This window comes from Streptococcus parasalivarius (genome assembly GCF_054785155.1).
In genome coordinates this window covers 125473-141163 of record NZ_BAABOB010000002.1, presented here as the reverse complement: position 1 = coordinate 141163, position 15691 = coordinate 125473, and the positions used below count along the sequence as shown (strand labels likewise).

Sequence of the window (15691 nt, the reverse complement as noted above, 5' to 3'; positions counted from 1 at the left end):
CCTTCTAACTTTTACTTCCTGACACTCACTAAACAACTCTCTCAATCTATGATATAATAGCCCTTGGCACCTCGACACCGCCTACGAAGGGAGGTGAGTTTGCCTATGATGGATTTACTATTCAAAACTATCATCGGACCTATTGTGGTCGGTGTTATCCTTCGTCTGATCGACAAGTGGTTAAACAAGGATAGATAGTGCTAAAAAAGACCCCGAGCTTATGTGGAAGTTAGCTTGGGGTCTTTTCTTGCCTATGATATAGACTTACTATTCAATACAGGTGTATTATGTCATAAAAGCTTAGAATTGTCAAGAAAATAGAGTATCTAGGAACTAGTCTTTCTTCCCAGTCTCTTGATCCTTTTTATCTTCATCAGTCTTATTTACAGCTGCTTTAAATTCGGCTAGCATTTTACCGATGGATTGGCCGAGTTCTGGCAAGCGTTTAGGACCAAATATGAGGAGGGCTCCTAGGACAATAATGATGAGTCCTGGGGCTCCGATATCACGTAGAATTCCCATGAGATTTCCTTTCTATTTATCTTTATATTTTCTTTGTTTACGTTTATAAATGAGCTTACTTAGAGTTACGCTAACTTCATAAAGCAAGATTAAGGGTGCCGTCATGGCCAGGTCGCTGATAAAGTCAGCTGGTGTTAGAATGACCGCCAAAACCAAGAGAATAAAGTAAGCATAGCGTCTATAGTGTGTCAGAAAAACTGGTGTTATTATGCCGATAGATGTCAAAAAACTTACAACTACGGGAAGTTCAAAGAGAACAGCCAAAGGCACTGTCGTATGCAGTAAGAAACTAAGGTAGTTCTGTGCTGTAATTTGTGTATTAAAGAGCCCTTCGCCTAGTTTTAAAAGCACTTCTAAGATAGCTGGACTAACAAAATAATAACCAAAAGCCAAACCCAATACAAAACAGACAAAAGTTGCTGGGATATAAGCAAAGATAGCACGCGCTTCATTGTCCCTCAAACCTGGTTTCACAAACTGCCAAATCTGGTAGGTGGTGAAAGGCAAAGTGACCGTAAAAGCCATGAGACTAGCCAAGTTAATGTAAATCCAAAGAATATCGTTAGGCCCTAATACTAATAAAGGCTTGTCAAATCCTCTGGTTAGATAAGCATAGAGTTGCCCAGCAAACAACAGAGTAATACAAAAAACTAGGAAAAAGCATAACACTACTGCAATGAAACGTCTCCGAAATTCAACCAGATGCTCAACAATAGTCATCTCATCTTTATTTCTTGCCATGCTGTTTCACCGTTACAAAGGCAATAATAGCAATAAAGATAAGTTGTGGAATCAAGACTTCCCAGCTTGGATAGATACCAGCCCAATCAATGGTTGGGAAACCACTAATCAAATGATTAGACATCATATTAGTCAACTGAAGGGCGTGAATGCTGACACCGAGCATCTTGAAGGCCAAGGCATAAATCAACCAAGTCAAAATAAAGAAGATACGGTGCGGTTTAATATAGTGACTCGCTTTAGTCATAGCCACAGCAATGATAACAAGAACTGCAATGGCTGAAGCAATACCAATCAAGAAATTAGCTGTCGTGATACGTGGGACAATACCGACATAGAAAAGAATAGTCTCAGCCCCTTCACGGAAGACAGCCAAGAAACTAAGGGCAAACATGGATACAAAGCTTCCAGTAGCCGTAACTGTCTTCATCTGGTGGTCCATAAAGTCATTCCACTGTTTGACTGAAGATTTGCTATGGAGCCAAATTCCAATCAGAATCATCATCGCAACTGCAAAGATACCAACGCCACCTTCAATAATTTCACGGTTAGCCCCTGAGGTCACAGCTGGAAAGACAACTTGCAAGATAACAGCTATAACTGCGCTGGCAAGAACCCCAGCAATAGCTCCGCCATAAACCCATTTGAGTCCCTTACGCATCTTGGCTGCCTTAAGAGTTGTCACAAGTGCCATAACAATGAGGAGGGCTTCAACCCCTTCACGTAAGAGAATCAACATGGCATCAAAGGCATTATAAGAAGCACTTGTATCAATAGCAGATAGGTCTGTAATCAAGGCTTGCAGTTTGTCCTGATACGCTTTTTCTTTTCCCTTAACCATGATAACAGGTGTTTCACTTTCCACACGCGTATAAAGGCTTGGATTAGTTGTGCTTACATCGCCTTCAATGGTTGGCCAGATAGTGATGAACTTCTTCATAGTTGCCGCAGCCGTTTTTTCATCACCTGCTTGGAATTGACCTAAAGCCTTTTCCAAGAGCTTAATACCATCTTTTAGGGTTAAACTTGAGCTTGTGCTATCAAGAGGGACACCCTTGATAAAGTCATCAATCCCACCCTTAAGATCATCATAAGATGACTGGATGCTGGTGAAATCAGTAGGCTCCGTCTCAATGCTACTTCGCAAAAGTGAAATGGCCGTCTCAATCTTGCCGTAGTAGGCAGTACTGTGGTCACGGACAACAGCTTCATTTCGCGTCCAAGCATTATTTAATTCACTGTAAGTTTTGCGTGTTGCAGCCAGGTCTTTGGCCGTAATGGCATCCTGTAAGTTTTTGAAATAAGGCTCTAGGCGTGTTTCAAGTTTTTCCTTTTCGGCATCTAAATCAACAGGATTTTGCTCTTTCTCAAATTTAAGAAGGGCTGACGAAATGGAGGTTAGGTCCTCTTCTGTCACGTCACCCTTAATATCAAGAGCCTTGCTAACTTTTTTACCTGCCTTGGAATCGTGATTTTCTTTAGTTTCGAAATCAGTCTTAATCTCAGCAACCAATTCCTTAGCTTTTGTTTGATCTTTATTTTGAACAGCTGTTGTGGCATCTGTAATTTTGATATAGAGGTCACTGTATGATTCAGCAGCTGCTGGATAGGTCCAGAATAAGGCTAAAAGCCCAAGCAAAACGAGGAGTTTATTCAAAGAGTGCTTGACCAAGGTAGCCTCCTTTCTCCACGCCAGCAAAGCAAGCAAAGAGGCCACTTCCGATATGGGTGATGTACTCGTTCATCTTGTCTACAGCACCAAGATTGGTCTGAATTTTAACAAAACGGTCTGGATCCTTCTGGTAGGCAATGAAAATCAAGCCTGAATCAAACTGGCCAGTTCTCTCATCAATGCCATCTGAATAAGAATATGAACGACGTAAGATAGGAAGGTCTACTTCTTTAGCCAAACGGACATGCGAATCTACAGGAAGTTTAGATAAATCCACTTCATCAAACTCATCTTTCTTACCAAAGGGAGCGCCTGATTCCTTGTAACGACCAAAGGTGTTTTCCTGTTCCTGCAAGTTGGTACGATCCCAAGTCTCCAAATGCATCTGTACCAGACGAAGAGCCATATAAGAGCCACCCTTCATCCAATCTTTACTATCAGCCCAGACAACCTTGTCGAATTCCTTTTCCGTCGTAACATTAGCAGTACCATCCTTGAAGCCAAAGAGATTTCGAGGCGTTTCCTTGCGGTCTCCAATTGCAGCAAAACCTGATTTGCTCCACTTCATGGTAATTTTATTACGACCTTTACGAATCAGATTGCGAACAGCGTGGAAAGCTACTTGTTCATCGTCCGCACAGGCTTGAATCACGATATCACCACCCGTATACTTGTCCTGCAACTGCTCCTTTGGAAATGGTGGCAAATCTCGGAAGAGCTTAGGACGTTTGGATTCCAAACCAAGCTTTTTAAGAAAATCAGCCGAAACCCCAAAAGTCAGACTAAGGCGATAGGGATTGAGTCCCACGGTTTCACCAGTATCACTTGGTGGCAAGAGGGTATTAGAACCATCTTTTTTGACTAACTCTCCTTCGACCAATTTACTACTATAATCTGTCCAGTCTTTAAAAAGCTGGATGACTTCTTTTTTATCGGTTGTATGAAGATCTAGCACCACCAAGTAGCAAGCCTTCTGCATAGGAGTCGTAATCCCAGCCTGGTGCTTGCCAAAGAAGCTAATATCTTCATCACCATCATAAGCCTTTTTACTTGAACTATCCTGATTAGCGAAAAAAGCAGATGCACCAGAAAGACCAAGCGCAAGCCCAGCCCCTCCAATACCTGCTTTTTTAAGAAATTCACGACGGTCCATTTTTTGATCTAAAAATTTTTCGTCAGTCATTTTTCTTATTTCCCATCTAGGATAACACCCATTTGTGATAATGGTTCACCAAGTTTAGTTACAGCTTCGGCCAATTCCTTAGTATCTGTCTCACTCAAATCTGTATAAGACTTATAGTTTTTCTCATCAGTCATGTGTTTGTCCAAAAGACCATTCACATTCTTGAATTCAGTTTCCAGAGTCTTAACAAGTTTAGCATCTTTCTTCTGAATCAACGGCTTGAAAAGTTCAAAGATTTTTTCTGCCCCTTCAATATTGGCACGGAAGTCGTAAAGATCAGTGTGTGAGAAGACCTCTTCTTCACCTGTAATCTTTTGAGTTGCTACTTCGTTCAGAAGATCAACAGCACCTGTCAACATGATATCTGGAGTAACTTTAACAGTTGCAATTTTAGCTTTGAGTTCCTTAATATCGTTAACCAATTGATCTACATAGGCAGCTGTACCCTCTGTCGTGTTGTCTTGCCACATGATACGTTCGATACGGTGGAACCCTGACCAACCGTCTTCTGATTTATTTTCATCCACATAGTCCACTAAACGGTAGTCAATCTTCACATCAGATTCACCGAAGGTTTCTGCAATCGGCTCTGAACGCTCGTAAGCCATACGAATCAATGGGTATTGTTTCTTAGCTTCTTCAAGATTTCCTGACTTGAGGGTTTCACTGAATCCTTCAGTATCTTTCAAAAGCTGATCAATTTCGCCTTCTACGAAAGTCTTATAATCACTTGTGGCCTGCTTCAATTGCTTTTGCTCACTGGCTGTGAGTTTTGAGTTAGTTGAGCTTGAATGACTTGAATTACCAGATTTGGCACAAGCCGTCAATAAAAGTCCTGATGCCAAAAGAACAACACCAAGTTTGCTAAGTTTTTTCATGAATGTCTCCTATTTTCAAGATAGTGTTCGACATTTGTCGTTATATATGTGAATCGTTTGTTTTTTCTATATGAAAAACAAACGATGATAAGTCAATTATGATCTCTTGTATGTAAGAGATCATAATCTAAACTAACAGAAGAAACCAGCACTGTCAACGGTTTTAGGCTATTTAAGAACTATTCTAAAGAGCAGATAAGAATGATTCTAAATAAGAAAAAACCAAGGAATTCTTACTCCTTGGTTTTTGACTATTTATTGTCCGGCATATTTTGAAACTTCTTCAAACATCAATTTAGTTGATTCCAAACCACCACCTGAGAGGTACCACAAATCTGAGGTAAGTGTAACAATATGTCCATTTTTACCAGCATTTGTTTCTTGTAGAAGGCTATTATTTAGAATATCAGAATTCTGTGTATCATCACCACCAATAGCTAGTGTACGGTCAACTACAAAAATGAAGTCTGGATTTACTTGGTTAACACTTTCAAAGCTAAGAGAAAATCCATGATTAGCTCCACCTTTTTGTTCTTTTGAAGCTTTCTTCTCATTTTTCTCATCCTTGCCTTTTTTACCTTCTTTTCCTCCACCATGGGTTTCATTTGGAATTTCCAAACTTGTTGGTTTAAAGCCTAGGCTGTTGTAGATAAATGAAAAGCGACCTTCCGGTGATACACCAGCCATATTCCCCTCATTAAGCATGACTGTCAAAGTTGTTGACTGAGTATCCTTATTGGCTTCTTGCGCTTTTTTAACGATTTGATCAATCTCTGAAAGCTTAGTTTTTGCTGTTTCTTCAGCCTTATCGCCAAATACCTTCGCAAGCTCTTGAATATTAGTCTTCACAGAACCCCAATAGTCTTTTGAGCTTGTTTCGAAATAAACTGTTGGTGCAATTTTCTTGAATTCTTCCATTTGGCCTTGTGTACGACCAGATAGAATGATTAGGTCTGGCTCAAGCTCTGCAATCTTTTCCAAATTAACTTCTTTCAGATTACCGACATTAGTAATGCCTTTTTTATTTTTGAAATCACTGAGGTAACTTGGTAGACTATCTGTTGGTAAACCAACAATACTATCTTCTTTACCAAGTGCTCGAATGGTATCAGCTACACCATAATCCAAGACAACGATTTTTTTAGGATTTTTAGGTACTTTACTGTTACCTGTAGAGGTTTTAATTGTAACAGTCTTTTCTTGAGTTGCACTACTGTTTTTTCCTGAGCCGTTTGAACAAGCCACAAGAGTAAGAACTGATACAAGCGCTACAAGAGCTAAAAACAATTTACGCTTTTTCATAAATTCCATCCTTATCTATATAAGCAGATTTTCTTGCCATCGATATCTGCGATTGTAATTTTCATATCATAAAGCCTGCCTAGGACATCCTCAGTCATCACCTGATCTGGACTCCCGTGACTAAAAACTTTACCATCTTTAAAAGCAACCATGACATCAACGAACTGACTGGCAACATTAATATCATGGATAACAACGACGACCGTTTTTCTCAAATCGTCCACCAAACTTCTCAAAGTTTTCATCATGAGAATTCCCTGTTTGATGTCCAGATTATTGAGAGGTTCATCCAATAGAATAATATCCGTATCTTGTGCAAGGATCATAGCAATATTGACGCGCTGTAATTGACCACCAGAGAGCTGATCAATGCGTCTTTTTCGTAAAGTATCTAGGTTCATATAGGTAATTGCCTGATCAATTTTTTGATAGTCCTCAGTTGATAATCTCCCTTGACTGTATGGATAACGGCCAAAGGAAATCAGTTCTTCAACAGTCAATTTCACCTGATAATCAACCTTTTGCTTTAACATTGAAAGTTCCTTTGCCAAGTTCAAAGAGTCCCAACTCTCAATTTCTTGTCCTTTAATATAAAGATAGCCTTTCTCTTTAGGCAAAAGACGACTGATCAAGGACAAAAGTGTAGATTTTCCAGCACCATTTGGACCAATAAAAGCTGTAAATTTCCCTTGGTCTATAGAAAGTCCAACTTCATCAAGAACTTGATCTTTTCCATAGGATTTTGACACCTTATCTATGTTAATCATAATTTACGACGCTCCTTATACAAGAGATAGAAAAAGAATAGACCTCCGCCCAGTTCAATCATAGTACGAACACTGATACTAAAATTAAACACGCGTTCAACCAGTGTTTGAGCCACAAGAAGGATAACATAACCTAATAAACTCCCAACAATAAAGAGAGTTTGATGCCGGAAATCCTTAACCATCTGATAAGTTAAATTAGCCAAAATAAACCCAAGATAGGATAGGGGGCCAACTAAGGCAGTTGAGGTGGCTACTAGAATCACAACAAACCAAAGAATTTGAGTTTGCTCCTTCTCAACATTGATACCCAATAATCTGGCATTATCCTTACCAAGATAAAAAATATCCAAAACTCTTCCCTTGCGATATAGGAAAATGCAAAGAACAAAAGTTATCCCAACTGCTAAGTATAAAACCTCTTGATTAACATTTTGCAAGGAAGCAAAAAGCTTAGACTGAAGCTTATCATACTCGTTTGGATCCATAATGACCTGAAGAAATGTCGATAGACTCCTGAATAGTGTCCCCAGTGTCATACAGATTAAGAGAATCAAACCAACCCCTTTTCCTAATAGTGTTTTTATCGTAGGTTGCAAGGCCAAAAAGAATCCACACTGCAAGAACATAACAATCAAAAATTCAGTCATTGAACGTGGTGCGACTCCTTGTGACCAACGCCAAAAAATAGCTAGAAAGAGAGATTGCATAAGGACGTAAAAACTCTCTAATCCCAAGACTGATGGTGTCAAAAAGCGATTCCCTGTCACTGCTTGAAAGGACACCGTGGTAAAGCTTGAAATCAGCGCTACAAGCAGATAGACTAAGAGTTTCTTTACTCTCAAATTAAGAATATAGCTATTTGGCACACTTGCTGTCGGAAAAAGGTAATAAGCTGTAGCTAAGAAACCCAGGCATGCAAGAATGAGTAATAGGATTAGTGTAGATCGTTTAATCATTGTCATGCATCTTCTCCTTTCCAAATAAGCATCAGAAAGACAAGGGTTCCAATGACACCCAAAATCAATGACACAGAAACCTCATAAGGCCAAATGACAAGACGTGCTACGATATCACAAGCAAGTACTAATATCATACCAACCAACACAACTAAGCTTCGGGTATTTTTGAAGAAATCTCCAGCAAACTGACGAACTAAATTCGGAACGATAACGCCTAAGAAAGGAAGAGCACCAACCGTTATCATAGTAATTGCTGAAGTTAGAGAAACCAGTACTAAAGCAAGAGTCTCCATAGTTTGGTAAGGTAGTCCTAGGCTACGGCTAGTATCCTCACCCAGTGCCATGATCGAAAAAGTATTAGAATACCACCAAACACCTAATAAGACAAACACTAAGAGAAAAAGCCATTCATACTGATGTCGTTGGATCATCGAAAAGGAACCCTGACTCCATGAAGTCATAGATTGAATAAGGTTAAAACGAAAGGCAATCATTTCAGCAAAGGAACCAATAATGCCACTATAAATAAGGCCAACCAAGGGAAGGACCCATTTTTCCTTAAACTTCAAACGACGAATAACTTGGATGAAAAGACTAGTAAATAGAAGAGACGAAATGAAGGCAAAGCTCATCTTTTGAAATAATGTTGCCTTACCAAAGAAGAACAGCGATGAAAGTATACCCAATTGTGCTGCCTCTGTGGTCCCTGTTGTCGATGGTGCTGCATAAGGATTTTGCGAGATAGTTTGCATTAGCAAGCCAGATAAACTAATGGCCGAACTCGCAAGTATTATGGCTAATGTTCTAGGCAGACGAGACTCCCAAAAAAGTTCCCAAGATTTGTGCTGTCCTTGAAATAATCCAAACAAACTAAACTGTCTATTTGAACCAATAGCCAATGATAACATAATGAGTAAGACGACTATTACCCATAAAATACACTTTTTCTTCATACAACCTCTTCTAATTACCAAAATAATCTTTAATCATAATCTCATCTAAAACCAATCCATAACTGACTTCGATACTATTAATTAAAGATTATGTTCTTACCCTATCAAATGTTACAAGTACTGTCAACGCTTTCTAATTATATAAGAATCATTCTAAAATATAGTTAAGAATAAGTATAAAAAAACAACGTTATTTATAATAAATCAAAAAAAGCGAGACGGATCTAAACCTGAAAAATTTAGATTATCATCTCACTTATGTTAATTTGTTTTAAAAAATTTTTTGTTTTTGAAAATTCAAAGAAGAGACTTATTTTAGTTTCTTTGAAACATTGAAAACTTATTTCACAGCCTCAAAAATAATTACTTGCTACGTCGTTTTCTAAGGAATCCTAGGCTAAGAATGCTTAGAAGACCTGCTAAAAAGAGTCCACGATTTGTCTTTTCACCAGTGGATGGCAGTTGTTTATCAGTCTGATGACTAGCTTCAGTCTTAGCCTGACCATTGTCACGATTAACAAGTTCAGCATCTCCAACAAGGTCCTCTTTACCTGAAGCCTTGACATTTGCTTTAGTTGCCTCAGTATCTTTACCACCAAATGACCCGGTCTTTTCAGAAGGCTGATCTACTGCCTCAGTTGGCGTCTGAGCATTAGTCAAACGAATAATAGTCGCTGTTAGTGGATCCAAGGTCAAGATGTGATTGTTGATTGTCACACCTGATAAGTCACTAATTCCAGATAGATTAACTTGATTGCCATCCGCCAAAACTATATAGGATAGACCATTTGTAATCTTGCTAAAATCAAACTGACGAGCCTTGCTATCAGCATTGACATAGACAAGGTAACGGTCTCCATTCGAAGCAACAGTTTGGTATCCCAATACCAAATCTTCTTGAGCCACATTGTCCTGACCAGGAACTGTCAATAGCGTTAGACGTGCATCTACTTCTGCTTTTGATTTGAAATTGAAGGCATCTGTCGTCTTACGTAAGGCGATCAAACCTTTGGTAAAGGCGCGAGTTTTCGTATGTTCTGGGAATGCCTGACTATCAGTTGCTTTAGTCCAATCAAAATGATTGACGGCATCACTAGAATCATACGAATCATGGATAAAGTAAGGATAGTCAAATGGATTGCCCTTTTCATCAACTAAGAGATGTGACTTATTCGGCACCTTGTCCTCAGACACAGGATAACGGTAGGCAGGATCACGGAACTGTTTGGTGCGGCCGTATTCCTGACCAGAGTGAATAAATGGTGTTCCCTGAGCAGTCAAGACCATGAGGTTTCCTAGACGCAAGCGACGATGAATTTCAGTATTATTCTCAGGCTTGCTTGGATCCTTCTTGATTGATTGGGCGATGATATCAAAAAGGGTCAAATTATCGTGAGCAGCAATATATTGAATCACATCACCTGGAGAATCAGCCTCGAAGTTAGTTGGTTGTGCCTTGATATTGTCAAAGACCTTATTAATATCACGTTTGCCACCTGTGATAAAGGCAGGTGTCCCCTCGTTTGGATAACCTGATTTGAGGGTGTTTCGAATATCGTCTGAAAATACAGCTACGGTATCTGTATCTTTCATCCAAGACTGATCGGCAGGCTGAACAGGGCTATTTTCATCGCCAGCATAAGTCACCCAGCCCTCACCAAGCATAATAAGGTTTGGATTTAGAGCGCGTGCAGCATGGTAAGCCTTCTCGATACTTTCAGCATCATGGTCACCCATCATATCAAAACGGAAACCATCAACCTTGTATTCCTTAGTAAGATAGGCAATCGAATCCACCAAGACACGACGACTCATATAGTGAGTCGTGCCTAGACGACCGCCTCCAAAGCTCGAACGTGGTGTGCCATCAGCATCCATAAAGTGATAGTAATTTGGTTCAAGGTCTTCAAAAATAGCTGTCTTGGCTGTATGATTGTAAACCACATCCAAGATAACCCCCATACCGTGATTATGAATAGCAGCAACTAAATTCTTGAATTCTTCAATACGTTTAGCAGGATCACTTGGATTTTCAGAATACATACCTGTCAATGAGAAATAGTTTTGTGGGTCATAACCCCAGTTGTAGTTACTATCACTTGATGCATAGGCATCCAAACGCTTCCCATTTTGCATTTCATTGACAAAATAGTAGCTTAATACTGGTAAAAGCTGAATATGGGTAACACCGAGATCTTTAAGATAATCTAAACGCTCTGCAAAGGCTGCAAAAGTCCCAAACTGGTGTTTCAATTCAGCTGAGATGGCCTTATCAGAGGTGAAATCTCGGACATGAGCCTCATAAATGATGGCATCTTCTCGAGATTTAAAGTTTGGAATCTTAGCGTAGTCAAGGTCTTTTGGTCCATAATTAGCAGGATCTACAAAGGCAGCCTTGGCAATCTTGTGTTCAGGTCCCTTGCTGGCATCGTCACTATTCCAAGCAGCCAAAGACTTAGCATAAGGATCAAGAACGATTACTGACTGATCACCACGTTTAATGCGGTACTGATAGAAATAACCTGTTAAGTTTTCAAGGCCAAAATCAGTCGCAAGCAAGTCAGCTTGCCAAGTCCCTCGAGGTCCTTTGCTTAGGGCATGTTCAGCAAGAACCATGTCTTGATTATTCTTATCATAGACAATGATATCTACTTGATCTGCACTTGGTGACCAAAGTGTCACATGTGCCTTAGTACCATTCTCTTGAAGACGGGCACCCAATTCACCATCGTAACTGTAGAGCGCATCCTTCAATTGCCAACTCTCAGACGTTTTAAAACTATCATTGCCCAAAGTGACCTTGTAAGGTAGATTTTCCGCAGCAAAATCACCTGTTAATGTAGCTTTTTTGAGTTTAGCATCCAAGTCAAGCTGTTTAAGAGTGACGCTATTACCATCCTTATCTGTCACCTTGAGGTCTTTGAGAATGTCTTCAGATGAGACCTCGTCTAAGTTGGTGAAGCTGAGTTCAATTTTGCTTGGACTAAGCTGCTGAGCCCCAGTCAAACGCACATCCTTGACAAAGTAAGGGTTAGTGTAGACTGTCGGATCAGTATCTCGTACAAAAAGCTGACGAGATTTCTTCAAGTCACTAAATTTATAATCATTTGGTTGAATTTTCACATCATCTCCTGTTTTGCTCTCATCTAAGAGTAAAAATCCGATAGATTTAGCAGCCTCGGTTAGCGGAATGTCTAAATAGGCACCATACTTACCATTTGGTTGGAAATTGACACCATCAGGCCAATTACTTGGAGCGTCCTTAACATCACCCCAATACCAGACAGACTTATTACTATAGTCGCCATCCGTACGGAAATAATTGATACGAACATGATCTTGAGGGATAGGTTGATAGCTGTAAACTTGGAAATCCTTGTCAATCCAAGCCTCATTCATTTGAGGGCTAAGAATTTCTACTGCTTTATCCCCTGAAAGGTTCGTTCCAGCAGCATTATTAATCAAGAAACTAAGCTTTTTAGGTGTTGAAGACAGCTTCACATCCAAGTAAACACCATAATTATCCTGTTTGGCTTCTGCAAATGAGGTTGCTCCTGTTGGCCAAGCACCTTTCTGAGATGATGGCGTCTCCACATCGTCCCAAGTCCAAAGCCCAAGTGATGCCTTATCCTGACTTGGCAACTCTTGGAAATGCAAGCGAATAGTCCCCTCAGCAATAGGTTCCTCAGATGCATTAGTGAGAGCTTGGCTATTATTAGTACTTACTGTTTTTGGCGTGTTTTCACTAGTTTCAGTTAGCTTGGTAGGCTCAGTACGGCTAGTATTTTCTTCTGAAAGAGAAACTGGCTCATTTTCCTTGGACACTGTGGCATTCTCATCTGTTAAAGGAACTGTTGGCGTTTCAGTTACTAGACCACTGGTGGTAAGACTAGAATCAGCTGATTCTACCTGTGTACTTGAGGCAGGTGTTGACACTACTTCTTCTGCCTTGACTCCATGAGTAGCAGCAAAGCTCAAAAAAACAGCTCCAATGGTTACAGAAGCCAACCCTAACTTGTACTTGCGAAGACTATAACGAAGGACTTTTTCGTCATTAGTTTGAGTATTCCTTTTCATACTAACTCCTTTTTGTTAACGTTTTCATGTTTTTTAATATACCATTTAGATTAGATTTATGCAAGCGTTTTCGCTCCTTTAAAATAAAAAAAGAGAGAACTATAAAATTCTCTCAATCTATTAGTTATAAATAGAATAGTAACGCTTAATCCCTGCCACAATTGCGTTAGCTAAAGTCTCTTGATAAGCAGAGGTATTCAAACGGGCTGCTTCTTGAGGATTTGACAAGAAGCCAAGTTCAAGGAGAACTGCTGGCGCTGTCGTTTCACGCAAGACTGCAAAGGTTTGACGTTTCACACCTTGGTTTTGAGCGCCAGTCGCATTAATAAGGCTGGACTGGATGGCATTGGCCAAAGTGTCACTCATACTCAATCGCGTCGGATTAGCATGGTAAGTCGCATTAATACGGGATGGATATTCTGCATAAGGTTGGTAATAATAAGTTTCGATTCCCTGTGCTGCTGAACTTCCTGAAGCATTGATGTGGATACTTACGAAGATATCCGATTCAGAGGCATTGGCTGCACGAGAGCGATCCGTCAAATCGACATAGGTATCGATGGTACGTGTGGTCACAACTTGATAACCTTCTGATTCTAGTTTAGCTTTCACACGGCTTTGGATAGCCAAAGTCAAGCTCTTTTCAGAAATGCCAAAATAAGAAGCCCCTGGATCATAGCCACCATGACCAGCATCGAGATAGACAACCTTATTTAAAACATCGTAGTTTCCTCTTGATGCCGAACCGATTTTCTTAGGTGCTACCACATCAGCTGAAGTTGCTCCAAAGCCAATATTCTTACCAGAAGCATCAACAATATAGCCATGAACGATATACTTGCCTGAATTCCACTTGTGCTGACTGGCTGAAATAGTCACCTTGTATGAACCATCATCCTGTTTTGTGGCATTATGCCAAATCAAATCATCTTGACCATTTTGCTCAGACCAAACAGGTATTACCACACCTGAAATACCACTTGGATTCGTCAGATTGGTGATAAGAACATCAAAAGTTCCACGATTTTTATCATTATTGGTAATAGTCAATGTTCCTTGAGTTATAGTGATATCAAGTGTCACTTGTTTGTCACCTAGGCCAATGAATTTACCATCATTGTCAACCAAATAGACATGAGAATTATAAAGGCCACTATCTCCCTTATGGTTGCTTGAGCGAACGGTTACCTTATAGTCTCCATTAGCTTGCTTGGCTGCCTTGTACCAGATGATATCATCTTGACCGTTCTTTTCTGACCAGGTTGGAACTAGAACTTCTTTGAAGCCACGCGGCGCAATCAAGTTTGAGATAACAAGATCATAGCTACCAGTAGCATTGTTGAGACCAGTGATAGCAAGGTCAGCTTTGGGATCTGACAAAGTAACTTTTGTTTGTGTTCCCCCCACACCGATTTGTGAGCTATCGGTTTGGATATAGTAAAGATGAATATTGTAAAGACCAGTTACGTTTTTGTGGTCGGCTACTTGCCTTATGCCAAACCAAATCATCCTGGCCATTAACAAGACTCCATGACGGTACCAGGATTTCTTTAAGACCATTAGGTGCAACAATATTGCGAACCACTGCATCAAAAGTTCCTGTCGGAGCATTGTTATTTTCAATCGTTAGGCTGGCACTTGGACGCGATTGGCTAACTTCCACCACTTTTTCAGTCAAGTAGAAACGCTTGTTAAAATTATCTACAATATAAGCATCGGTAGGTATTTACCGGTTGAATTTTTGTGGTCACTTGCCTTAATGGTAGCACGGTAAGAACCATCCGCTTGTTTCGTAGCCTTATGCCAAATCAAATCATCTTGTCCACCAACTAGACTCCATGACGGTACTAAGATTTCTTTCACACCTGTAGGAGCTATGATGTTTTTCACCACAGCATCAAAAGTGCCTGTAGCTGCATTATTATTTTCAATAGTTAGGGTTGCGCTTGGACGAGAGTAAGTTACAGAGACTACTTTCTCAGAAATATAATGTCTCTTATTTGTTCGGTCAACAACATAGGCATCTGCACGGTAATTGCCGGCTTCCCCCTTGTAATCAACCGCCTTAATCGTTACACGATAAGAGCCGTCCATTTGCTTAGCTGCCTTATGCCAAATCAAATCATCTTGTCCATTGGCTAAACTCCAAGATGGAACAAAAACCTCTTTAACACCTAACGGTGCAACAATATTGCGGATAACCGCATCAAAGGTACCAGTTACCTTGTTGTTGTTCTCAATTGAGAAGCTAGACTTCGGTTTTAAAACATCAGTATCATTAGATGAACCTGAAGCATGAGTCAATTTAGCAGGTCCAGCTACAACCTCGCTTGAAACCTCAGAAGCAGTCGATACCCTAGCATTTTCAGAACTCGCTGTAGATAAAATCTTTTGTTCGCATTTAACTTTCCTTTGACACTTTTTAATACGTCACCCATTTCACCATAGAAAATATCTTACGAATAGAGGAAAAGTGATAATTCTCTAAAAAACTACAAAAATGATAAAAATTTAAGTAATTTCTATGCTAATAGTACTAACACAATCCAAAATAATAACGTAAAAACCTATAAATATAAGATTTCAACCCTATATATAATATTCTGAAAATAGGTAAATAACAACATAACTATC

11 protein-coding genes and 1 pseudogene are annotated in these 15691 nt (G+C 39.8%); 1 reads left to right on the top strand and 11 read right to left on the bottom strand.

What is annotated here, in order from left to right; translation table 11 throughout:
- The first annotated feature begins 105 nt into the window (after window positions 1-105).
- The gene (locus ACYVQ1_RS02855) at window positions 106-198 is read left to right on the top strand and encodes a type I toxin-antitoxin system Fst family toxin (protein WP_004182539.1); all 93 of its coding nucleotides are present in this window, start codon (window positions 106-108) and stop codon (window positions 196-198) included.
- Between the two features lie 135 nt (window positions 199-333).
- Here ACYVQ1_RS02855 and ACYVQ1_RS02850 read toward each other — a convergent pair whose 3' ends face one another.
- The 11 genes and pseudogenes from ACYVQ1_RS02850 to ACYVQ1_RS02800 form a co-directional block, all read right to left on the bottom strand.
- Window positions 334-522 carry a twin-arginine translocase TatA/TatE family subunit gene (locus ACYVQ1_RS02850; protein ID WP_002890941.1) on the bottom strand — a complete coding sequence of 63 codons (189 nt, stop codon included), beginning with the start codon at window positions 520-522 and terminating at the stop codon, window positions 334-336.
- Window positions 523-534: 12 nt separating this feature from the next.
- Window positions 535-1263: a twin-arginine translocase subunit TatC gene (tatC, locus tag ACYVQ1_RS02845; protein WP_073685327.1), complete on the bottom strand. Its 729-nt coding sequence runs from the start codon at window positions 1261-1263 to the stop codon at window positions 535-537.
- Window positions 1250-2935 (bottom strand): FTR1 family iron permease, encoded by a 1686-nt coding sequence (locus ACYVQ1_RS02840; RefSeq protein WP_461249754.1) that lies wholly within the window; start codon window positions 2933-2935, stop codon window positions 1250-1252. The genes tatC and ACYVQ1_RS02840 overlap by 14 nt, the downstream gene beginning before the upstream one ends.
- Window positions 2913-4118, bottom strand: coding sequence for an iron uptake transporter deferrochelatase/peroxidase subunit (efeB, locus tag ACYVQ1_RS02835; protein WP_461249753.1), 1206 nt, complete (start codon window positions 4116-4118; stop codon window positions 2913-2915). The genes ACYVQ1_RS02840 and efeB overlap by 23 nt, the downstream gene beginning before the upstream one ends.
- 5 nt (window positions 4119-4123) lie before the next feature.
- The gene (gene efeO / locus ACYVQ1_RS02830; RefSeq protein ID WP_461249752.1) at window positions 4124-4996 is read right to left on the bottom strand and encodes an iron uptake system protein EfeO; all 873 of its coding nucleotides are present in this window, start codon (window positions 4994-4996) and stop codon (window positions 4124-4126) included.
- A 255-nt stretch (window positions 4997-5251) separates the two neighbouring features.
- On the bottom strand, window positions 5252-6298 hold the full coding sequence (locus tag ACYVQ1_RS02825) for a siderophore ABC transporter substrate-binding protein (RefSeq protein WP_461249751.1): 1047 nt from the start codon (window positions 6296-6298) through the stop codon (window positions 5252-5254).
- An 11-nt stretch (window positions 6299-6309) separates the two neighbouring features.
- Window positions 6310-7065 (bottom strand): iron ABC transporter ATP-binding protein, encoded by a 756-nt coding sequence (locus tag ACYVQ1_RS02820; protein ID WP_461249750.1) that lies wholly within the window; start codon window positions 7063-7065, stop codon window positions 6310-6312.
- Window positions 7062-8030 carry an iron chelate uptake ABC transporter family permease subunit gene (locus tag ACYVQ1_RS02815; protein WP_461249749.1) on the bottom strand — a complete coding sequence of 323 codons (969 nt, stop codon included), beginning with the start codon at window positions 8028-8030 and terminating at the stop codon, window positions 7062-7064. The genes ACYVQ1_RS02820 and ACYVQ1_RS02815 overlap by 4 nt, the downstream gene beginning before the upstream one ends.
- Window positions 8027-8980 carry an ABC transporter permease gene (locus tag ACYVQ1_RS02810; RefSeq protein ID WP_461249748.1) on the bottom strand — a complete coding sequence of 318 codons (954 nt, stop codon included), beginning with the start codon at window positions 8978-8980 and terminating at the stop codon, window positions 8027-8029. The genes ACYVQ1_RS02815 and ACYVQ1_RS02810 overlap by 4 nt, the downstream gene beginning before the upstream one ends.
- A 363-nt stretch (window positions 8981-9343) precedes the next feature.
- A complete protein-coding gene (locus ACYVQ1_RS02805; protein ID WP_461249747.1) occupies window positions 9344-13057 on the bottom strand; it encodes a pullulanase in 3714 nt (1237 codons plus the stop codon).
- A gap of 120 nt (window positions 13058-13177) precedes the next feature.
- Window positions 13178-15445 (bottom strand): annotated as a pseudogene (locus ACYVQ1_RS02800) (GBS Bsp-like repeat-containing protein).
- Window positions 15446-15691: the final 246 nt, after the last annotated feature.